A 19,572-nucleotide genomic window follows, 5' to 3' on the forward strand; every position below is an offset into this window, starting at 1 on the left:
CCCATGAACTTGCGGCCCTGTTCGAGGCCGCAGTGAGTCGCCTTCGTGTCGAGGCCGACTCACCGACAACCGAACCAACACCCGGATGCGAAAGGACTGAGCCATGACCACCAGCGATAGCGACGACGAGACCTTCACCGACCACGAACTCGCACAAGCCGACCTGCGCGCACTTCTCGCCTGCACGAGCGGCGAGGCCCGACGACTTGCGATCGACCTCGGCGTGCGCGCCCGGTTACTCACCGAAGAGCAGGCCGCCATCGCGCGACAGGAAGAAGGCGAAGCCGGCTTGAAGACCATCCGCGACCTGCTCGAGCTCAAGTTGTTCGATGTCGCAGCGGCGACCGCCGACGCGCTCACGCATCACGGGACGCTTGACCCGGCGAAAGTGTCAGCGGCGTTCGCTTCGACGGGGCGCCCTTGGTTCCGCCACACAGAACGCCTCGAGCTGTTCGTGACCGAAGAACGACGGAAGATGCTGGAGACGCTCCACGCTGGACTCCTACGCCGTCAACAGTCCCAGGGCTGCCCGTCCGCCACGGCCGCGCTTCGCGAGCTGCTCGATCGCCTGGACGATGGGTTTCACCGACCGGGCTCGTGGGAACACCCGTACATCGTGAGCGTGTTCGGCGACGACTGGCTCGAGTTCATGGAGCCCTCGCCGAGCTCGCCCTGGCGACTGCAGATCCGCAGGACGGAGGGCGGCCAATGAAAATGCCGATGATGCAGGCCAGCCTCATTCTGCAAGCTCTCGGTTCGGCGATCGGCATCGCGTTGATGCTGCTGCTCGACTTCACCGCCCAGCGCGATCCGGGGGATCAGCGCGCCGAGCAGCTCGCCGCGGCCTGGACGTTCTTCGTCGCCGTGTACATCCACCTGGTGATGCGGCGGGGCCACGTAGCCGGCGCCGCCGGCTTCGTCGCGGGCGCCTTCGGCTGTGCGCTCGCGGTGGCGCTGTACGACCAGCACCAGCTCGTCACCCCGCCGCAGGCCTTCCTGCCCCTGGTCTGTGTCTCCTTGTTGTTTTCGGCGGTTGGGCATGACTTCGGAAGGAAGAGAGGGGGCAGCGAATGAGCGCGCCGATGCACAGCTCGTCGCCGGTCCTGGAGGGCCTTCGTCTTCGTGCGGCGCTCGAGCCGCGGCGAGCCGACTGTGACCTCGACCTCGGTCAGAACTACACGGCTGGGTCGCTGGTGGACGCCGGCGAGCGCCACCTGAGCCGTCGTCAAGGTGGCCAGGACCACGCGGTCGCGCTCCGACACCGGGGGGCGGTCGCGCTAGCGGTCGCGGACGGCGTGAGCCGGGTGGATGGCCACCCCAGCCAGACAGAGGTCGGCGCGGCGCTCGTCGCCGAGCTCGCGGCGCGAGCTGCGTTCGACGCCGCCCTGCGGGGCCAGAGCTTCGTGGAGGCGCGCACGCATGTGGCGACGGTCCTCGTCCGCCAGCTGCTGCCCCTCTGGGCCGTTCTCAGCCCGAATGCCGGGACATTTCTCCACTGCACCCTCGTTCTGGCCGTGACGACGCCAGCGTGGACGGCCATCTGGTTGGTCGGCGACGGCGCCTGGGGTGCGTCGGGCAGCCTCGGGCGTGGGCGCTCGCCGTCGTCGCCCGTGTCGCCCGTGGCGATCGCATGCTACGGCCGAAGGTGGAGCGCACACGGCCGGGAGCACAAGCCCGACTCGCCGATGACCGTCGCGAACTTGTGTCGCGGGGGCGATGTCGAAGCTGTCGTGAGCGGCCTCGAGGTCGTGCTGGAGGCCGAGGGTCCTGCGCTCTCCCTCTACGTGGCCACCGACGGCTTACAGCAAGAGCCGCAGGCTGACGAGCTGCTGCGGAGGGACGACTGGCGACGCGATCAGCTCACCGCGGCGTTGGTCCGACCGCAGGACTGCGACGACCTGGCGATCGCGTGGGCTCACGGGCGGCTGAACAGCTCGGAGGGGACGGCGTGATTCAGGCCATGGAGAACGGGTTCCTCGAGCAGGTTCTGGCTCGCCGAGGTCGGTCGTGACGGGGCCCGTCGCGTGGAGTTGCGTGGCCCTCGACTGGCATCCCGAGCTGGAGGGACAGACGCTCGAGACGCTGTGGGCGTCGGGCGTCGTTCGCTTCTACGAGGGCGCCACGGCGGACGAAGCAGCTCGTCGCGCCACCGCGGAGGAGCTCGGCGGCCGCATGCTCGTGATCGTCGGGAGCGAGGGAGCTCCGGCCTTCATCTTCCACGTGGTGCGCACGAGCTCATGCGGGCGGGGGCTCGGCGCCTGGCTGTTCCAGGCCGAGGTGGAGCTGCGCGTGTACGACTTGACGCTCTGCTGGCAACGCGCCTGCGCCGAGCTACAGGTCGTACGCTTCAACGAGCGCTGTGCCGAGGGCAGCGAGATGTGCCTCGACGGGTCGGGGCTCGTGCGTGTTCAGGGGCGAGCCTTCGTCAACGACGCCGGCGAGCCGGTCGTGCGGCTTCGGGAGGAAGAAACCCCCGTCCGCCTCGAGCGGCTCAGGCATGCAGAGACGGGCCCCTTTGGATGGTGGAGCACGCTGCGGCGTGCATTGATGGGGGAGGTGTGAGGTGCGTCGTCCGGGACGAAAGAAGCGAGGTTATGGAAGCCAGTGGGTCGTTGACCGCAAACTGTTCGACGGCTCGCTGTATCGGCTGCAGTTCACCGCGTGCGGCAAGAAGACCTGTCGGGCTGGCTGCCCGAGGCCGTCGCATGGTCCCTACTGGTATCAGCTCGTGCCGGTCGAGGACGGCCGGGACTTCCTCCGCTACGTCGGGAGAGAACCGCCCTGGCCGCCGGACAAGGAGCCTCCTTCGTTGCCGCCCTCCGAAGACGACCCGAGCTCGCGCCGGAATCGAGCTGCTGCCCGTCGAGCCGCTGCTGCCCAGGCTCGGGCGGAGAAACGGATGGTCAAGAAGGCCGGCCGAGCTTGATGCCGAGCGCCTGCAGAGCAGGGCGCCACTGGATTGCGACGTAGAGCGCGATGAACCCGACGAGGACGAAGTCGATCCAGGAGACGGGCAGAAGCATCGACCGGAGTAAACCATGACCGAGTCTCTGCGCCTAGTGGGGCCGCGTAACAGACGAGCTTTCGCTTGCCCTCGGCCTTGAAGGCGAGGAAGGCGCGCGAACCTCCTCGGCGGTGGCCATGTCGAGATCGACGTCGGTGAAGCGGACGAGGAGGCCCTGGACGTTGCCCGCCGCCGAGGTCGAGGGTGAGCCAGTGCGGTTTGCTGTCGGTCACCGACGGGGCGACCAAGGGCAGGTCGACCCAGCCCCGCTACGACGAGTTCAACCGCGTGCTCGCCGACAAGCGCGACGCCCCCGGTGCATGGCGCGTTCACCCCTTGTTCGATCACGAGAGTCGCGCTACGCGACGTCCTCACCCCGAGCGGGTGAAGGAACATCCCGATGAAAGCAATTCGAGATCGATCAAGCCAGGTTCCTCCACGAAGGTGGGTTCCTCCAGGCAGGTGGCAGACCAGCAAAATGGGCCCGGCGGACTGGTACTCCGCCGGACCCTACGAGAAGCGAGTCAAAGAGAGCCCCTGCCTCCTCGTGCCCCGGACGGTACGCGCCCTGCGTCATAGGCGCAAGAACCTCGCCCGGGCTCGCAACGACCTCGGCCTCTACGTGTTCGCCGTCGCATGCATCAGCGTGGCAGTCGTGCTTGCGCTCCGTCCGAATGACGGTGGCCCGCACAGCCGTGCAACCTGTGACGTGACGGTTCTCGGCGAGCAAGCTGAGGTCGACGTCCACTGCAGGTGAGCGCGACGCGCGCCGCCGGGCCTCATGCGCGCCCGGTGGCGCGTTGCCTGCGTCACCGCACTTACAACCGGAGGGCGTGTTGACCGTCGGCGAGACCGCGAAGCTTCTGCGCAGCGCAGGCGTGCCACGGATCCGTCGACACGTACGGCTCGAGCTCGATGGTCCGCAACCGGCCCCCCCGCATCTCGACCATGACAAGCCCTGACGGAGCGTCGGGGCAGCGGCGGAGACGTGCCTCGATTTTTTGACGTCTTTCTCCTTCAGAGACCTCTCTCGCTGCCGGTGGCGCCGGCGTCGGCGGAGACGGCGACGGCGTGGTGACAACCGTGGGCGAGGTGGGCGCAGGCGCGGCCGTAGGTTGCTCCACTGGGATCAACGTCGGCACCGGGACGGGCTCGAACGCGTCCAGCCGCTGCGCGTCCAGCTGCTCGGCGGTCGGACTCGTGACGCCCGGGGGCAGGAGAAAGACCGCGAGTAAGGTGCAGGCGAAAAGCACCGTGAAACCGAGCGACGCGGCGAGGACCCACGGCCTGGGCGGCGCGGGCGTGCTCGGTGGCGGGAGGACGGGCGGCCGAGCCGTCGTCGCCGATGACCGGGCGAGAGCGGGGGAGGGGCCGAGCGGGACACGGAGACCGGTGACCGGCGTGAGCGCTGGCGCCGGCGGCGTCGGTTCGGGCGCGCGGGCGGTCGGCGCCGCGGCCTTGCGCGCTGAGGGCTCCAGGAGTCGCCGAAGTTGCCGCCCGAGCTCGGCCGCGGAGGCCGGCCTCTGTGCTGGGTCTCCGCCGATAGCTCGCATCACGAGGTTCTCGAGGTCCGTCGGCAACCGCACCTCGAACTCCGACGGACGCGCCGGAACGACGCCGAGCGCAATCTCCACCTGCTGCGCCTGTGCTGTGGTTCCAGGCCAGGGCATCCGGGCGGTGAGCAACTTGAACAGCGTAACGCCGAGGGCGAAGACCTCCGAGGCTTCCGTGAAGGGGGACTCCTCGATGGGCTGGCCGGAGCGCGCGTAGACCTCGGGAGCGCAGTAGCCGGGCGTGTAGGGGATCCAGCCGGTGGGCTCCGCGAGCTGCGACATGATCGGTGCTTCGAGCGGCCGATGCCGCACGAGGCCGAGGTCGATCAGCACCACACGCTCGTCGGCGCCGTCCCCAACGACCATGAAATTGTCGGGCTTGATATCGCGGTGAAACCAGCCCTTCTCGTGAAGACTGGCGACCGCCTCAGCGGCGGCAGCCGTCAGCTCGGCAGCGCGGCGCCAGTACATCGGCCTGCCGTCTTGCAGGTCCCTGAGGCTCTGGCCGTCGAGCCACTCCATCACGAGATACTCCGCTTTGGCCTCGAGACGGAAGTCGAGGACGCGCACGACGTTCGGGTCGCGCAGTCGGAAGCCGAGGATGGCCTCCGTCTTGAAGTGTGCGAACGCGTAGTCCTCCGTTCGGGCGTTCTGAGACGCGCTGTCGGTCTCGCGGGCGACTGGCCGCCGCATCTTCACCGCGACCGGTGTGTCCAGCTCGTTGTGCCACGCCTCGTAGACCTCGGCGAAGCCGCCACTCGCAACGTGGCGCTTGATCGTGTACACGCCGCCGACGGTCTTACCTACCCACTGCTTCGGATCCGGTCTGACCATGAACCTTCCTAACACAGCGCGTGGAGTTTGGTATACTCAGAAGGAACACCCGCAAACCGCACCGCGTTGGATCAGACGCATGCACGCCCTGTCCTTGTTCCTCCTGCTCGCGCCGAACTGTCCCGAAAACCTAACGCGGGTCTGCGACGCCGTGCTCGCGGGCCAGACGCTCGAGGCGGCCGAGCTCGCAGCTCCGCTCGCACGGGACCCAGCAGTCGACCCCGAGGATCGTCGCACTGCCGTAGCTATCGCGGTGGGCGGTTGGTTGCAGAACGGTTCGCCGGCCTCGCGCTGCGCCGCAAAGGCGCTCCTGGCCGCATACCTCGCCGACCCGAAGGTCCCGCACACCGCGGCCTTGGAGCGACGGCACCGTGAACTCGCTTCACTCAGCTGTGACGACGTGACGGCCGCACCGCCACCGGGCGGCGCTCAACTCTCACTGATTCCGGTGGGCTCGCCGAAGGGGCCGCCGGCGAGCCCGGCGTCACCGGCGAGCTCCGAGTCGTCGTCGCCGGCGGGCTCGTCGACGGCGACGGCGAGCTCGCCAGCCGCATCGCCGGCGAGCTCGTCGCCAGCGAGCTCGTCGCCAGCGAGCTCGTCGCCGGCGAGCTCGTCGCCGGCGAGCTCGTCGCCGGCGAGCTCGTCGCCGGCGAGTCTGGCGCCGAACTCACTCACCCCTGGGAAGGGCAGGGTCGTCACTGGCTGGACGTTGGCGGGCCTCGGCGGGGGCTTTCTCGTTGCCACGATCGGCACGGTCGCAGCGTTCGGCCACCACGTCTCCCTCGGCCGAGAGCTGGTCGACGGCGCACGCGCCGAGCATCGGGACCTGACCCCGGCCGAGATGACGAGCTTCTACGAGGCCTACGGCGCAGCGAAGTCGGCGCAGAGAATCTCTATTGCCTTGGGGATCTCGAGCGCTGCACTCCTCGGCGCGGCGATTCCCCTCGTGGTCAGCGGACGACGTGCAATGCGCCTCAAGCCTTACGCCGACTTCACCGGCGCCGGCCTGGTGGTGGGTGGCCGCTTCTAAGGCTCGCTGCCCTCGGTGCCATCCGTCTTCATGCTCGGCCGTCTCACGGCTCGGGGGCTCCGCAGGCCGAGACTTCGCATCCGGCGCATGAGCGCCCACCGCGAGATGCCGAGCTCTTCTGCAGCTTCCGCCAGCGACCAGAAGTTTCGCTCCAGGGCCAGCCGAATGGCCATCGCCTCGAGCTCCTTCAGCTTCAGCGTCGGCAGCCGCAACCGTGCCGGCAACTTGGCCATGCACGGTGCCTAACACGACCTGTCCCTTCGATCATTTTTCAGAGGCCGTTGTCAGACGCAGGTGACGGCGCACTAAGTGCCGAACGAACGTCGATATGTTGGTCTTGGCGCGCGACGCGGCGGCCTCAAGAAGGTGCAGTTCCGCAGCGCTCTTCAGCTTGAACGAGACGGTCGGCTGCTCGCGGCGAGGCCGAAACTGCTGCGGTGTTCGGCCGTACCGCTCCTTGAAGCGCCGTCGAAATTCCCACCCTGGAAGGTCGATGCGACGTGCGACTTCGCCAACGGCGTAGCCTTCCGACAAGAGTTGCGATGCCCGCTCGAGCTTTCTGTCGAGGGTCTCCTCACGGGCCTGTGCAAGGCGCACCATGAGTAGATCCTACCGACACCAAAAAAAAAGGGTAGGGGGTCGTTTTTTGGTACACAGAGAACGAACGCCCCTAACGGGCCGGCTGGCGGAGGGGTGGGTGAACTGCCCATCCGGGAGTCCCAACCTCGAGGAGAGGCGGGCGCGCGGTGACCCGTCAACGCAGCCAGAACTCGGCCCGCACGACCTTCGGCTCGTCGAGCGGGGCCCCGACCGTCGCGGTATGCAGGCCCGCTTCGAGCGAGCCGACGAACAACCCGTCGATGGACACCGGCCGGAGCGGGCACCAGTCGGGGGAGGCGCGTTTACCCGCCACAAGGAAGTCACCGACGGTGCGGGTGACGAGACCGAGGGTGATCGGTCGCACCATCACGTTTGGCCCGGTGCGCATTACTGCCGGATCGTCACACTCGAGCGCGAACTCGCCGGAGGGCATCCATGGCAACAGATCGGGCGCGGGGCAGCCGGACAGCGGCGGGTAGGCGTCCCACGCCGCGTCCAGGTACTCCGCCTCGATCTCGGCGAAGCTCTCGCCGTAGGCCTCGGCAAACCTGGCGCGGAGGGTGGCGGCGCTGTCGTCGTAGTCGGAGGCGGCGTAGAGCCGCTTCCACGGCGCCATGCCACGCGTGTCGAGGAGGAAGCGGACGAAGTGGCCGGCCCCCCCGTAGAAGTCGCCCCGCGCCGTCGTCTCCAGGTCGTGCGGGAACCGGCCCAGCCACTCCGACGGGACACCGGGCGCCGCCGAGAGGCTGGTGAGCGCGACCGCCAGGCCCTCCTCGAGGAACGGTGACGCCCGCCCCATGGACGTCGTGGCGATCACGTGGACGAGCTCGTGCTCGAACTCGCTCCAGGGCCCGTAGAGCGTGTGACCGATGGCGCAAGCGAGCGGGCCGTCGCAGAACTCGCCGGCGTCAGAGACCCAATTGTAGCGGACGCGTCCGACCGGCTCGACTTCCAGCACCTCCTCGAGCCAGGAAAGGCGCGCCTCCATGTAGGGGATGTTGCCCGCGCACAGCGGGCCGTCGAACTCCGGGGCGATGTCGAAGCGGTCGGTGACGAAGGCGACGGCCGGCGGCTCGGGCTGACAGGCGGCGATCGCGGCGACAAACGACAATGACCTGAGCGCGCGGATACCGGAGAGTTTAATCGGTGGGCCGCACGCGCGCCAGGACATGGCGGCCGGCCAGCGGGCTTCGGTCCCCTAACGCGTCGGTGCTGGCGGAGGGGCAGTGACCGCCCAGTGGACCAGGGCGCCGAGGACAAGTCCACCGGCCAGTCCGACGAACGTCCCCCGCACCCGCCCCACGATCGCCCCCAGAACCGCGCCACCGACGCCCAGGGCCGCGACGATCGGCGCATCCACGAGGAGATGCTGCACGGGCGCGCAGCCGGGGTCGACCTCGTCCAGGTGCGCGAGGTACGTCGTCGGAAACTCTTGGACATGCACACTGCGGCACCCCGCAGAAGGTGGGAAGCGCCAGTCCGACAGCTGGCCGCTCGGCAGCCCGATCGACCGTGTTGCGCCGGCCTGCGCCGGCGTCTCGATCTCGGATTTCCCGACGATGATGCGCGTCCCTGGGCTCGAGGCCCGGAGTTCGGCTTCAACCTGAGACCAGCTGCGCATCGGGTACCTCGAGCGAGGGGGTCGGGGCCGGGGCCAGCGCGGGCTCGGACGTGGGCCACCACCAGGGCGATGTGGCGTAGCCGAGGAGTCCGACGAGGCCCGCGCCGTAGACGACCTTCCGCCACGTCGGCACAGGAGCGAATGCCACGCGGCCGTTGACTGCGTGCCCCGCCCAGCTCGCGCCCGGGTACAGGTGCGCCGTGATCGTCCACGGCTGGACGGCCACCACGAACAAGTTATCGGGGCTGCCGGCGACGCGGAGCAGCTCGGCGTACGCGGCCTCCACGTTGTCGACGTACTCGAAGACGCAGGACACGAACACCACAACGCTGTTGTCCGCGAAGGGCAGGGGCTTCGTGATGTCGGCCGCGATCGCCACGGGGCAGAGCGGGCATCCGTTGAGGTCGACGCACACGTCGCCGCAGCCGTAGGCCCGGGCGAGCCGCGTGTGCATGCCGGCGTCGGGGTCGCCGATCACGACGAGCGGGCGCCCGAGGGCCTTCGCGCGGGCGACAGCGGCGGCGAACAACGAGCTGCGCTCGCTGAAGCGGAGCCATGCCCCGAGCCCCTCCAGCGCGAGAACGCCGACAAGAACGACTCCAGCGATGGCGGGTCCTTGCACAAATCGCAGCGTACCAGCCGGTGCCAGCGCACGACCGCGCACGACCTCGGCATTTCTGACCTCCGAAGCGCATGCGTTGCCCAAGAGCGAGTTCTCCGCCTCGCCGAGGCGCTCGGGGTGGCGGCGCGACGCACCGAGCTGACGCGCCAGGCACCCGACGACGGCGGTCGCCTGCACGACCTGCTGCCGTGCATCGACCTGCGCTCGAAGCGGCGGCGCGGCCGCGTCGAGGCCAGGCGAGGCCCGATATCGCCACGGAGGAGGCGCAGTTACGATGGATTGGATGGTCGCCAGAAGGGCTCGTGCCGGAATCCTCGGAGCCGGGCTCCTGGCCTGTGCGCCCGAGCCGTGCACCGAGGTCGAGGGGCTCGATCTGTGGGACGCCGGCGTCTCGGGGCAGTTGTGTGTCCTCGGCGACGTCGTCGTGAACGAGCGGACGGCCGCCGAGCTCGCCCGCCTTGAGGGCATCGAATCGATCGCCGGCTCGCTCCTCGTATTCGCCAACCCCGAATGGACCGAGCTGCCGCGCTTCGCTTCCCTGCGAGAGATCGGCGGCGCCCTGTCGATCTCCGACAACCCCGCGCTCACCAAGATCGACGCCTTCCCGGCGCTCGAGCGGATCGGCGGGACGCTCTACGTCGGCGAGCACCCGCGCCTCGTGTCCGTCGCGCTCGGCGATCGCCTGGTCGAGATCGGCGGCCTCCAGCTCGCGCTCAACCCCGAGCTCGCCTCGATCGCGGGCCTGCAACGCATCGAGTCCGTGGCCGGCGACTTCATCGTCCAGGACAGCGGGCGGCTCGCCACGCTCGAGTTCCCCGCGTTGGCGCGCGTCGACGGGGGGCTCCGTCTCGCCGCGCTGCCGAACCTGCGCAGCGTCGATTTCTCCGGGCTCGTGCGGAGCGGGGGCTTGAATTTCGCGTCCACGGGGCTCGACGGGCTGGCCGGGCTCTCCGCGCTCGAGAGCGTCGGGGCGGTCATCCTCGGGGACAACCCGCGGATGACCGAGCTCGATCTCACCGGCTGGGCCCTCGGTTCCCTCAGTGTCCACGGCAACGCGGGCCTGCAGCGCCTGGCCGCGGTCCTCACCCCGGTCCCGGAGACGACCGCCTCGGTCTTCGTCACCGGCAACGCCGCGCTCACGCGGTTCGACTGCGCGATCGACGGCGAGGAGCTCAAGTGGCTGGTCCTCACCGACAACGCCGCACTCGCGCAGATCGCCCCCTGGACGGGCCTCGCGCGCTTGAGCGGCCTGCGCATCCAGCACAACGCGAGCCTCACCGAGCTCCGCTCGTGGCTGCCCGCGCTGTCCCGCGCCGACCAGTTGTGGATCTTCGGCAACGCCGCGCTCCCTCCCGCGGCCGTCGACGCGTTGCTCACCGAAGTCGAGCACGACGGCGAGCCTCGCGTCGGCGACAACGAGGGCCAGGTGACCGTGCTCGATCCGTGCCCGTGGCCCGACGACTCCGTCTGCGACGCCGAGCAAGACGCGGACGGGGAGCCGGGCACCGGCCTGTGCCTCGTCGATCCGGACGGCTGCGGGGGTTGAATGCGCGCTCCTCTTCTCGTCCTCGCCGTCCTCATCGCCTGCGCGCCTCCGGTGTCCGACGCCGAGGAGCCGCGTCCGGCGTGGGTCGGTGAGCACTTCACCATCGACACCACTGTCGAGACGGAGCAGCTGTGCGCCGGCAGCGTGCAGAGCCTCGATCGCTTCATCGAGCGCACCTTCGCCTTCCTCGGCGAGCCGGTCCCCGACGACTTTGTCGCGCTCGTGGAGGTGGGCGACATCTCCCTGTGCCCGGCGGCGGCGGCGGCGTGTTACCTGGGGGACCCGAACACGTCGTACCTCGAATCGCTCGCCAATTTCGGTCTGCCGCTGACCACGCTGCGTCACGAGCTCGTCCACGCAATGACGTGGGAGGCGTGGGGGCCCAGCATCTCGTTCTTCGCCGAGGGCATCGCCGCCGCGCTGCAGGGGCCCGAACTCGTGGGCGCGCCCGTTCCCGTCGGCGATCAACTCACCCTCACGACGGGGACGCTCGATTACGGCGCGGTGGCGCTGTTCACCCGCTTCCTGATCGACACTCGCGGCGTGGACGCCTTCCGGCGGATGTATCAGGGCGCGCAGACATGGTCCGAGGACGACATCCGCGCGCTCTTCCTCGAGGTCTACGGTGAGTCGCTGGCTGAGCTCGAGGCGGAATACCTGGCCACGCCGCTCGGCTGCACGTATGCGGTCGACCTCTGCGACGTGGGCAGCGCCGAACGGATCGCGGACGTCTGGGCGCACAGCTTCGTCGTCTCGTGCGACGACCCCGGCTACGTCGGCGTCCGCGACTCGTCGCAAGCGTTCTTTACGGGGATGTGGACCGCCATGACGCTCCGGGTCGAGCGCGCCGGCCGCTATCGCCTCCGCTCCTCCGGCTATGCCGAGCTGTGGGGATGCGGCGCCTGTGTCGATCTGCCGAGCGGGCTCCCGGGTCTCGACACCGACGTCGAGCTCGACCTCGACGCAGGGCTTTACACCCTGCTCGCGCCGGCCGCCGCCGCCACCCGCACGGTTCAGGACGTCGAGCTGCGGCTCGTCGAGCCCGCGCCCTGACAGCCGGCCGCCGACCGCCGCGTGCTCGCCCGAGTCGGAGCTACGACTCAACGATGGCGGCCCTTGCACGGCTTCCAGCGAACTCGTCGGTGCCAGCGCACGACCGCGCACGACCTCGGCATTTCTGACCTCCGAAGCGCACGCGTTGCCCAAGAGCGAGTCCTCCGCCTCGCCGACACTCAACCGATGGCGGCGACGAGTCGTAAGCACCTGTTCGCGACCGAGCTGTACGCTCCGGAGCCGACGGTCCGGTTCTCCTTCGAGGGAGACACCACCGGGCTCGTGGATGCCGGGAGCCTCGCCCGCAGCAGCTACACCGTCACCTGGACCGGCAAGCCCTTCGCGCAAGTGTGGCTCGCCGCCAAGCCCGCGTTCGCCCCCACCCACGACGTGTTTCTCGGCTACCACCCGCCCGAGACGGCGACGGCCACCTTGGCGGCGCAGTTCATCGCGGACGCGCTTCAGCGCGAGGTGACGGTCGAAGGACGCGTCGTGACGCCGAGGCCGCTCTCGTCGTTCTTGAGCCGCCGCTTGTTCTTGACCGAGAAGGACTTCAAGAAGTCCATCGCCGCGCTCGAAGAGCTGCAGAGGTGAGCGTGCCGGCGCTCGAAGATGCCGCATCCCTTCCGCCGCCGGTGCCACCGGCGGCTCGTCAGGAGGAACCGCCCGACGTCTCGATCGACGACATCCCGCGGGAGCTCGCCGAGCGCGCGCACACGGGCACATCCCACGTGCCGGACCGACGGGGCCACCAGGTGCGGCAGGGCTACCTCGAGCACATGCGCCGGGTCTGGCACGCGCTACAGCGCCGAGCGCGTGACGAGGCCGAGCTCACGCAAGCCCTGGCGCTGTTTCGGCAGTACCGGGTCGACTGGTTGAAGCGGCAGCGGGAGGTCTTGAGCACCCGCGCCGGCCTCGTGAGCACGCTCGTCGCGGGGCCGTCACGATTCCCGGTCCGCCAACAAGAGAAGCGGAGCCAGGTCTACGAGAAACGGGTCAACGACTTTCTCGACTGGGACGAGAAGCGGCAGCGCGCGATGCTGCACGAGGTGCGGCCCTCTCAGCCGCGGGTCATCTCGTCCGACCGGAGCGACGCTGTCGAGCTCCTGCAGCGGAAGGTCGAAGAGGGCAGGGTGCTGCAGCAGCGCATGCGCGCGGCGAACCAGATCATCCGACGGAACCTCACCGACGCGCAGAAGATCGAGCAGCTGGGGACCCTCGGCATCAAGCCTGTGAGCGCGGCCGAGTTGCTCAAGAAGGACTTCGCCGGACGGATCGGCTTCCCCGACTACGCCCTGACGAACAACCTCGCAAACATCCGTCGCATGGAGCAGCGCATCGCGGAGCTCCAGCAGGAGCGCGCGCGACCGGCCGGCGGCTTCGCGTTCGACGGCGGTCGCGTCGAGGAGAACACCGACAAGAACCGGATTCAGATCTTCTTCGACTCGAAGCCCTCGTTCGAGGTGCGCGAGCGGCTGAAGCGCTCGGGCTTCCGGTGGGCGCCCTCCGATGGAGCTTGGCAGCGGCAGCGCAACGAGGCCGCGCGCCGAGCCGTCGCCGAGGTGCTTGGCGTCGCGTGGCCGAGCGCGCCCGCGACCGCGGAGGCATCCGCACCGCCAGAGCCGCTCGACGCGGATGTCGTGCCGTTCCACCCCGTGCGTGAGGACGTCGAGGGCGAGGAGAGTTGCCACTGCGGATGCAAGGCGGGCGCGACGGAGGGCGAGGCGAACGCGGCCGAGCTCGGAACCTCTCCGGCGAGCGTCGCCGGCGTCCCCACCGACGCCGAGCTCGCGGAAGGACGCAGGCTCGCGCGCGAGCTGTTCGCCACGTCACCGCAGGCCTGTCCCGTCCCCGCGACGCCCGATCGCACGCCGCTCGGTCCGGTGGTACCCCGACCGGACGCGGATGCGCTGACCTGGCGCGAGCTGGTGCTCGCGGCGTTTTCGGACCAGCGCGAGATGAAGTGCGCGGCCGCTCGAGTGCTCGAGTACCTTCGCGCCGGCGGCCGCATCGTGCCGAGCCCGGGTGACCCGAGCCTCGACCTGGTCACGCCGCCCTGGAAAACGAAGCAGCTGACGACGGCGGCCGCGCTTGAGCGGATCATGTCCGCGACGCGGAAGGTGTGGGTCGGCCTGCTCAACGAGAGGCAGCTCGACGCGTCGAGGGGCCCGGTCAACGACTATCTGGCGGCCGGGCTCGAACGGCGGCGGCTGGCCGTCGTGGCGGGCGCCGCCTCGAGGAAGGTCGCGGAGGCCGACCTCATCGACAAGCCGCGCCTCGTTCCGGGCATCGGGTATCGGTTCGCGTCCGAGGACGCCTGGGTCAGCGAGTGGCAGCCGGCCATGTTCCAGGACACCGACGTGGAGGGGGCGAGCTTCCGCACCCGCTCGAGCCTCAGCGGGACTGGGTCTGGCCCAGGTGGCGGCGATTACAACATCTTCGAGCTGCGAGACGGCGGTTTCGCGGCGCAGCCCGCGAGCATGAGCCCGCCGAGCCGGGCGTACTCAGACCGCAACGCACGGGCGAGGGCGGAGAGGGAAGAGCGAGCGTCCGCACCGGCAGTTGCGCCCGCCAGGGCAGAGCGAGCGTCCGCGCCGGCAGCCGCGCGCGCGAGGGCAGAGCGAGGCCCCGCCCCAGCAGGGGCACGCGCCGCGGCGGCATCCAAGCTGCGAGCCGCAGCCGACACGTTGCATGGGCGCGCCGAGCAAGAACTCCGCCGTCCCCGCAACGCGAACACCCCGCGCCGGGCAGGGATCGCAGCGGGCATCGACCAGAGCGCGAGGCATCAGCAGGCCGTCGCGGACTCGATGCGCCGCGTCGCCGATGCCGTAGAACGCGGCGCAGCGCCTCATCTACACGGCGTGTCTTCTCGGACCCACGTCGAGCTGCTCCGCGGGGTGCTCGCGCGGCTCATCCCGCCGAGGGAAGAACAACGCGGCCGGGTCCTCACCAGCGAGGACCTCGCGCGCGCGAAGTACCCCTGGCCTGACCCCTGGCCCGACCACTACCTCGGCTCGCTGATGAAGCTCGAGGGCGAGCGCGGCCTCAAGGACCTCGCGGGCAAGTTCCGCAGGCTGTTCCAACACGCCGACAACCGCCAGAGCTACGAGTTGACGGACCCACGGCTCATCCGCGAATTCGAGGAGCTCGGCGAGAAGGTCGCGAAGCTCGACCCGTGGATGTCCAAGCGGATCAAGGACGAGGTCGCGGACTTCCATCGAGTGCAGCGGATGGGTCTCGACTCCCCGGAGAAGTTTCGGGCGGCGCTGGGCGAGTTCTTGAGCTGCTGCTACGGCCGGCCGCAGCAGGAGGACCCGATCAAGGCGGCCGAACGTGCCCTCGTCGGCGTGCGCTTTCCTGGCTTCGTGCCGACCCCGGCGGACCTGGCCGACGAGGTGGTCGCGCTCGCGAAGCTCCGCCCGGGCATGCGGGTCCTTGAGCCGTCGGCGGGAAGCGGTGCCCTCGCCGAGGCGATCCAGCGCGCGCAGCCGGCAGCCGAGCTCGACGTGATCGAGCGCCAGGAGAGCCTGCGCAACCTGCTCGCCGCGAAGGGCTTCAGGCTGATCGGCCGCGACTTCCTCGAGCACGACCAGGGCGGCTACGACGCCATCATTCAGAACCCACCCTTCGAGGACAACCAGGACGTCGCGCACGTCCGCCACGCGTTCACGTTGTTGAAGCCCGGCGGGGTCCTGGTCTCCATCATGAGCAAGGGTCCGTTCTTCCGACAGGGCCGGATCGAGACCGAATTTGTGCGCTGGCTGGAGAGCATCGGCGGCACCTGGCAGGACAACGACGAGGGCGCCTTCCTCAAGTCGTCTCGGCCCACCAACGTCGCCACCGTCACCGTGCATCTCCGACGACCCACGGAGGTGATGAACGTGCCTCGCACCCGACCGGAGTACCCGATCGTCCCCATCCCGACCTACGTCGCGCCTCGGCGCCCCTCGTTGGTGCAGCGCCTGCGCGAGCTTGGTCCCCGGGAAGTCCTGGAGTTCGAGGCCGGCGGCCGAGGGTGGAGGGTGTTCTGGAACCGCGACGACCTCGTCTTGATGCGAGACGACGGTGAGCAGGAGACCCGCTATCCGGGGCCCGAGTCAGCGTCCCTCGACATCGTCAAGATGCTCGGACCGGAGGCCGCGGAAGGCCTCGCCGCGGAGCGACGCGCGGTGCGAGAGTTCCGCAACGAGCACGAGGCCGAGGATCCCCAGGGCTTCGCGCGGCGCAGCGCGGCGAAGGATGAACGGGTCCGGCGCCGCGACGCCGCCGTCGATGCGACGCTGGCGACCATCCTCGCCGCCGTGTCGGATGGTCCGAAGACACGGGGGCAACTACGCGGCGACCACCTGGACCAGGCGATCGCTCGCGGCCTCGAGCGCGGCGTCCTTCGCTACAGCAACCAGTTCAGCGCGGGCCACGACCAGTTCGAGCGCGCAGACCAGCCCTGGCCACCTGGACCGTACCGACACGTCCCCGCAGGCCCCCAACCCCCGCCATGGCCTCCCCAGGAAACAACGACCGTGAGCACGACACGCATGCCCCCGAAGAAGGCCGCCAAGAAGAAGGCCGCCAAGAAGAGCTCGAGCTCGAAGTCCCAGTCCGGAGCGGCGGCGAAGACCGCTGCCCGCGAGGGCAAGCAGGCCAGCGCCGCGGCGAAGACGGCGAAGCGGGAGGGCAAAGAAGCCCAGGCCGCGGCGAAGAAGGCCGAAAGGGAAGGCAAGCAGGCCCAGCAGGCCGCCAAGAAGGCCGAGCGCGAGGCAAAACAAGCCGAGCAGGCCGCCAAGAAGGCCGAGCGCGAGGCGAAGCAGGCCGAGCGGGAGCGGGCCCGAGAAGCCGAGGTCGCCCGCGCTGCCGATCGAGAGCGTCGTGAAGCCGAGCGCCTGGCGCAACGAGAACGGACCGCCTCCGCCGAGCGCCCGCTCACCGCCCACGTGGCGGCGATCGATCCGGTGACCGAGGAACCTGTCCGCGCGAGCATGTTGGGCGCCGAGCTGCGGCGGGGATACATGGCCGAAGTGCCGACCCCCCACGGCCGCGTCACGGTCTACGTCGATCCCGACGACATCGAGCCGCGGCTCAGCCGCTTCGTCGTGCCCGCCGAGCGCGCGCCGAAGTACCGGCGCGCAGCGGCCGAGCAAGCCGCCGACGAACAACGCCGGCGCAGCCACAAGACGAGGACACGGGTCCTGCCGTTCCGCTCCACCCGCAACGCGGTGCAGGAGTACATGCGGAACAACGGCCTCTACCACTCGCTGAACTACGCGCCCGATGTGGAGACGATCACCGAGTGGATGTCGCGCCAGGAGGTGAAGCGGGGCAAGCGTCATGTCGGACTCGACCAGACCGAGGCAGGCAAGCGGCTGAAGCGGCTGTGGCGGGCCGGGCCGAAGTCCGGCACGACCGCGCTGCTGCAGTACCTGTTCGGCAAGGCTCGCCGCTGGGACCAGGTCCCCTGGGACCGCGTCACCGAGTTCGAGCGATACCTCGGCGCCGCGATCGGCCGCAACGCCCTCGACCGCGGGAAGACGGCCGACATCACGGTGACGTGGCGCCCCGAGCAGATCAGCTCGGGCGACCTGCCGAGCCCGTCCGAGTACGGGCGCCTCGCGCCCGAGCTGCAGGAGCCCGTGAAGAACGCCTACGACGCCGAGCGGTTCAAGGACGCCGTCAGCCGGAGCACGAAGGCGCTCAAGGACAACGAGCGCTGCCTGAGCAAGGACGCGGCTCGGATGGTGCGCCTCCGGATCCGGACCTTCCGCAAGTACGTGGACCAGCCCTGGCTCGCGCCCGAGCAGCTGTGCGCGGCCGACCCGCGCTACGGCGGGGAAGTGTGCTCGTACGACCCCCTCGAGACGTACCTGCAGGAGCTCGAGGTCTGCTGCAAGAACGGCACTTGCGACCGGGCGGTCGCGGCCCGCTGGCTCACGGATGCCCGCGAGGCTCGAGTGCCGAGCGACGACATTCCGTTCTGAGGAGGCACACCATGGCACTGGGAAAAGTTCTCGTCACCGTCTTCGCCACGGCCGCGACCCTTGCGGGCGCCGGCTACCTCATCTCCACGTTCGGCCAGCCGACGCCCAACGGCACCGGCAACGGCAACGGCAACGGGCCCCCGAAGTTGGGCTCGTGGGAGTTCGCCGAGTGGACGACCACCGCGACCGACCCCGCCGCCGAGCTGCCGACGATCGTCGTGCTCCACGACACGGACAGCGGCGACGCGGACATCCGCGCGATGTTCGCCGGCTTCGAGTCGCCCGCGCGCGTCCTGGTGCCGCTGGGCACGGTCGGGAGCGGCCAGAAGCGCAGCTACATCGAGCCGCAGGCGGACCTGATGACGCTGCAGAAGGTCTCGATCGGGCTGCAGGACTTCCTCTTCGCCGCGCTGCAGGAGCGGAAGGTGAAGGGCCGCCTCATCGTCGTCGGCCTCGGGTCGTCGGGCACGCTCGCGACCGCGCTGGGCCTGTTCGCCGGCCTCGCGGTCCGACAGGCTTACGCGCTCGGCGGGAGCTACAACACGAGCTCGGTGCCGCTCGCGCCCCAGGCCGACGTCAAGATCCGCCAGTGGCTGCAGTCCGTGCTATCCAAGTCGGTGCAGGACGCCACCACCGAGGCTTTCAAGCTCATGACCTCGCGCGGCTTCAACGCCGAGCTGCTCATCGGCGACTTCGACCTCCCGGTCACGACCGCGGTCTTCAAGGCGTGGCTCTGGCCCGAGCTGCTGCAGGGGGTGGGGGAGGCGTGAAGCGGACACGTCGGCGACGCCCCACGGACCCGAACCTCGCGATCGGGTACGTGCGGGTCAGCAAGGACGAGGGTCAGGTCAGCCCCGACGTCCAGCGCGGGCTGCTCGAGCGCTGGGCCGCCGAGCGGGGCAAGCGGCTCATCGCCGTCCACCAGGACCTCGGCGTCAGTGGCGCTACCCGGCTCGATCGCCGGCCCGGCCTCGTCGCGGCGCTCGCCGACCTGCAGGTTCACGGCGCCGGGGTGCTGGTCGCCATCCACCGGGACCGGTTCGCGCGCGACCGACACGTGGCGGCGGAGCTCGAGTTCATCGTCACGGAGCAACGCGCGCGGCTCGTGGCGCTCGACGGCACCGGCGAGAACGACAGCCCCGAGGACGTGTTCCAACGAGCCCTCTTCGACGCGCTCGCGCAGTACAAGCGGCTCTGGACGAAGGTCCGGACCCGCCAGGCGCTGGCGCACCGCCGGGCCGAGGGACGGGTCACCGGCCCGTGCGCCCCGTACGGTTTCGCCGCCCAGGGCAAGCACCTCGTGCCCGCCGAGAGCGAGCGGGCTGCAGCTGCTCGAGCTGCCGAGCTCGCCGAGACCGGCGCGTCGCTCCGTGCCATCGGCCGCCAGCTGTCGGCCGAGAACTTCATCCCCCGCGGGCGGGCCTGGCACACAGAGTCGGTCCGCCGGCTCCTCCGTTTGAGCGAGGACAGGACGGTGACCTCATGAACGACCAGAAGAAGAAGCCGCCGCCGCCGCCGGTGGACATGTCGGCGTTCTTCGTCGGCTGCGTCATCGTCGGCGCAGGCCTCGGCCTGGCCTGGTACCTCTGGCCGACCTCGCACAACGCCTACGCACGGCCGCTCTCGCGCGTTTGAAGCTCCCGCTCGACGACCGATCCGATCTGATCCTGTTGAAAGGGCATCTACTCGTTGAAGAGGCGATCCTCGACGTGGCCGCGCTCCGCTGCGGCGACGGGA

20 protein-coding genes are annotated in these 19,572 nt (G+C 69.8%); 13 read left to right on the forward strand and 7 right to left on the reverse strand.

Features of this window, described 5'->3' with window-relative positions; translation table 11 throughout:
* Positions 1-103: 103 nt before the first annotated feature.
* Genes NAEX_RS43400 through NAEX_RS54915 form a run of 5 tightly spaced genes read left to right on the forward strand, consistent with a single transcriptional unit; the run spans position 104 to position 2,926 of the window.
* Positions 104-712 (forward strand): hypothetical protein, encoded by a 609-nt coding sequence (locus NAEX_RS43400; RefSeq protein ID WP_096333347.1) that lies wholly within the window; start codon positions 104-106, stop codon positions 710-712.
* An 8-nt stretch (positions 713-720) separates the two neighbouring features.
* The gene (locus NAEX_RS43405; RefSeq protein WP_143140133.1) at positions 721-1,074 is read left to right on the forward strand and encodes a hypothetical protein; all 354 of its coding nucleotides are present in this window, start codon (positions 721-723) and stop codon (positions 1,072-1,074) included.
* A gap of 8 nt (positions 1,075-1,082) precedes the next feature.
* On the forward strand, positions 1,083-1,952 hold the full coding sequence (locus NAEX_RS43410; protein WP_170136496.1) for a protein phosphatase 2C domain-containing protein: 870 nt from the start codon (positions 1,083-1,085) through the stop codon (positions 1,950-1,952).
* 55 nt (positions 1,953-2,007) lie between these two features.
* Entirely contained in the window at positions 2,008-2,562 is a 555-nt protein-coding gene (locus tag NAEX_RS43415; RefSeq protein WP_096333350.1) for a hypothetical protein, read from the forward strand.
* 1 nt (position 2,563) lies between these two features.
* Positions 2,564-2,926, forward strand: a complete 363-nt coding sequence (locus NAEX_RS54915) for a DUF6788 family protein (RefSeq protein ID WP_476703775.1) — start codon at positions 2,564-2,566, stop codon at positions 2,924-2,926.
* An 896-nt stretch (positions 2,927-3,822) separates the two neighbouring features.
* Here NAEX_RS54915 and NAEX_RS43420 read toward each other — a convergent pair.
* Together NAEX_RS43420 and NAEX_RS43425 are read right to left on the reverse strand one after the other, a co-directional pair.
* Positions 3,823-5,391 (reverse strand): serine/threonine-protein kinase, encoded by a 1,569-nt coding sequence (locus tag NAEX_RS43420; protein WP_096333351.1) that lies wholly within the window; start codon positions 5,389-5,391, stop codon positions 3,823-3,825.
* Positions 5,392-5,820: 429 nt separating this feature from the next.
* Complete coding sequence (locus NAEX_RS43425) at positions 5,821-6,066, reverse strand: hypothetical protein (RefSeq protein ID WP_170136497.1); 246 nt, start codon at positions 6,064-6,066, stop codon at positions 5,821-5,823.
* A 34-nt stretch (positions 6,067-6,100) separates the two neighbouring features.
* Here NAEX_RS43425 and NAEX_RS43430 point away from each other — a divergent pair, with 34 nt between their 5' ends.
* On the forward strand, positions 6,101-6,421 hold the full coding sequence (locus tag NAEX_RS43430) for a hypothetical protein (RefSeq protein ID WP_096333353.1): 321 nt from the start codon (positions 6,101-6,103) through the stop codon (positions 6,419-6,421).
* Here NAEX_RS43430 and NAEX_RS43435 read toward each other — a convergent pair.
* The 5 genes from NAEX_RS43435 to NAEX_RS43450 all read right to left on the reverse strand — a co-directional run bounded on the left by NAEX_RS43435 (position 6,418) and on the right by NAEX_RS43450 (position 9,441).
* Positions 6,418-6,654, reverse strand: a complete 237-nt coding sequence (locus NAEX_RS43435) for a helix-turn-helix domain-containing protein (RefSeq protein ID WP_096333354.1) — start codon at positions 6,652-6,654, stop codon at positions 6,418-6,420. The genes NAEX_RS43430 and NAEX_RS43435 overlap by 4 nt on opposite strands.
* A 31-nt stretch (positions 6,655-6,685) precedes the next feature.
* Positions 6,686-7,021, reverse strand: coding sequence for a helix-turn-helix transcriptional regulator (locus tag NAEX_RS49100; protein WP_143140135.1), 336 nt, complete (start codon positions 7,019-7,021; stop codon positions 6,686-6,688).
* A 154-nt stretch (positions 7,022-7,175) separates the two neighbouring features.
* Positions 7,176-8,132, reverse strand: coding sequence for a hypothetical protein (locus NAEX_RS43440; protein ID WP_096333355.1), 957 nt, complete (start codon positions 8,130-8,132; stop codon positions 7,176-7,178).
* Between the two features lie 87 nt (positions 8,133-8,219).
* Positions 8,220-8,642: a hypothetical protein gene (locus NAEX_RS43445; RefSeq protein ID WP_096333356.1), complete on the reverse strand. Its 423-nt coding sequence runs from the start codon at positions 8,640-8,642 to the stop codon at positions 8,220-8,222.
* A complete protein-coding gene (locus NAEX_RS43450; protein WP_143140136.1) occupies positions 8,620-9,441 on the reverse strand; it encodes a hypothetical protein in 822 nt (273 codons plus the stop codon). The genes NAEX_RS43445 and NAEX_RS43450 overlap by 23 nt, the downstream gene beginning before the upstream one ends.
* 106 nt (positions 9,442-9,547) lie before the next feature.
* On the opposite strand from NAEX_RS43450, the gene NAEX_RS43455 reads away from it, so the two are divergent.
* The 7 genes from NAEX_RS43455 (at position 9,548) to NAEX_RS51655 (ending at position 19,470) form a co-directional block, all read left to right on the forward strand.
* Positions 9,548-10,810 carry a receptor L domain-containing protein gene (locus NAEX_RS43455; RefSeq protein WP_143140137.1) on the forward strand — a complete coding sequence of 421 codons (1,263 nt, stop codon included), beginning with the start codon at positions 9,548-9,550 and terminating at the stop codon, positions 10,808-10,810.
* The gene (locus NAEX_RS43460) at positions 10,811-11,863 is read left to right on the forward strand and encodes a hypothetical protein (RefSeq protein WP_096333359.1); all 1,053 of its coding nucleotides are present in this window, start codon (positions 10,811-10,813) and stop codon (positions 11,861-11,863) included.
* A gap of 186 nt (positions 11,864-12,049) precedes the next feature.
* Positions 12,050-12,457: a hypothetical protein gene (locus NAEX_RS43465; protein ID WP_096333360.1), complete on the forward strand. Its 408-nt coding sequence runs from the start codon at positions 12,050-12,052 to the stop codon at positions 12,455-12,457.
* Between the two features lie 137 nt (positions 12,458-12,594).
* Positions 12,595-17,835, forward strand: coding sequence for a methyltransferase (locus NAEX_RS51640; RefSeq protein ID WP_170136498.1), 5,241 nt, complete (start codon positions 12,595-12,597; stop codon positions 17,833-17,835).
* Positions 17,836-17,846: 11 nt separating this feature from the next.
* Complete coding sequence (locus NAEX_RS51645) at positions 17,847-18,605, forward strand: hypothetical protein (protein WP_170136499.1); 759 nt, start codon at positions 17,847-17,849, stop codon at positions 18,603-18,605.
* Entirely contained in the window at positions 18,602-19,321 is a 720-nt protein-coding gene (locus NAEX_RS51650) for a recombinase family protein (RefSeq protein WP_170136500.1), read from the forward strand. The genes NAEX_RS51645 and NAEX_RS51650 overlap by 4 nt, the downstream gene beginning before the upstream one ends.
* Positions 19,318-19,470: a hypothetical protein gene (locus tag NAEX_RS51655; RefSeq protein WP_170136501.1), complete on the forward strand. Its 153-nt coding sequence runs from the start codon at positions 19,318-19,320 to the stop codon at positions 19,468-19,470. The genes NAEX_RS51650 and NAEX_RS51655 overlap by 4 nt, the downstream gene beginning before the upstream one ends.
* Positions 19,471-19,572: the final 102 nt, after the last annotated feature.

Origin of the sequence: Nannocystis exedens, assembly GCF_002343915.1 — a bacterium.
Taxonomy (GTDB): domain Bacteria; phylum Myxococcota_A; class Polyangia; order Nannocystales; family Nannocystaceae; genus Nannocystis; species Nannocystis exedens.

Excerpts from the sequence above, each read along its gene's own strand:
- NAEX_RS43435 (WP_096333354.1), bottom strand. The coding sequence starts at position 6,654 with ATGGCCAAGTTGCCGGCACGGTTGCGGCTGCCGACGCTGAAGCTGAAG.
- NAEX_RS43465 (WP_096333360.1), top strand. The coding sequence starts at position 12,050 with ATGGCGGCGACGAGTCGTAAGCACCTGTTCGCGACCGAGCTGTACGCT.
- NAEX_RS49100 (WP_143140135.1), bottom strand. The coding sequence starts at position 7,021 with ATGGTGCGCCTTGCACAGGCCCGTGAGGAGACCCTCGACAGAAAGCTC.
- NAEX_RS51645 (WP_170136499.1), top strand. The coding sequence starts at position 17,847 with ATGGCACTGGGAAAAGTTCTCGTCACCGTCTTCGCCACGGCCGCGACC.
- NAEX_RS51655 (WP_170136501.1), top strand. The coding sequence starts at position 19,318 with ATGAACGACCAGAAGAAGAAGCCGCCGCCGCCGCCGGTGGACATGTCG.
- NAEX_RS43400 (WP_096333347.1), top strand. The coding sequence starts at position 104 with ATGACCACCAGCGATAGCGACGACGAGACCTTCACCGACCACGAACTC.
- NAEX_RS43410 (WP_170136496.1), top strand. The coding sequence starts at position 1,083 with ATGCACAGCTCGTCGCCGGTCCTGGAGGGCCTTCGTCTTCGTGCGGCG.
- NAEX_RS43455 (WP_143140137.1), top strand. The coding sequence starts at position 9,548 with ATGGTCGCCAGAAGGGCTCGTGCCGGAATCCTCGGAGCCGGGCTCCTG.
- NAEX_RS43420 (WP_096333351.1), bottom strand. The coding sequence starts at position 5,391 with ATGGTCAGACCGGATCCGAAGCAGTGGGTAGGTAAGACCGTCGGCGGC.
- NAEX_RS43405 (WP_143140133.1), top strand. The coding sequence starts at position 721 with ATGATGCAGGCCAGCCTCATTCTGCAAGCTCTCGGTTCGGCGATCGGC.
- NAEX_RS43460 (WP_096333359.1), top strand. The coding sequence starts at position 10,811 with ATGCGCGCTCCTCTTCTCGTCCTCGCCGTCCTCATCGCCTGCGCGCCT.
- NAEX_RS43445 (WP_096333356.1), bottom strand. The coding sequence starts at position 8,642 with ATGCGCAGCTGGTCTCAGGTTGAAGCCGAACTCCGGGCCTCGAGCCCA.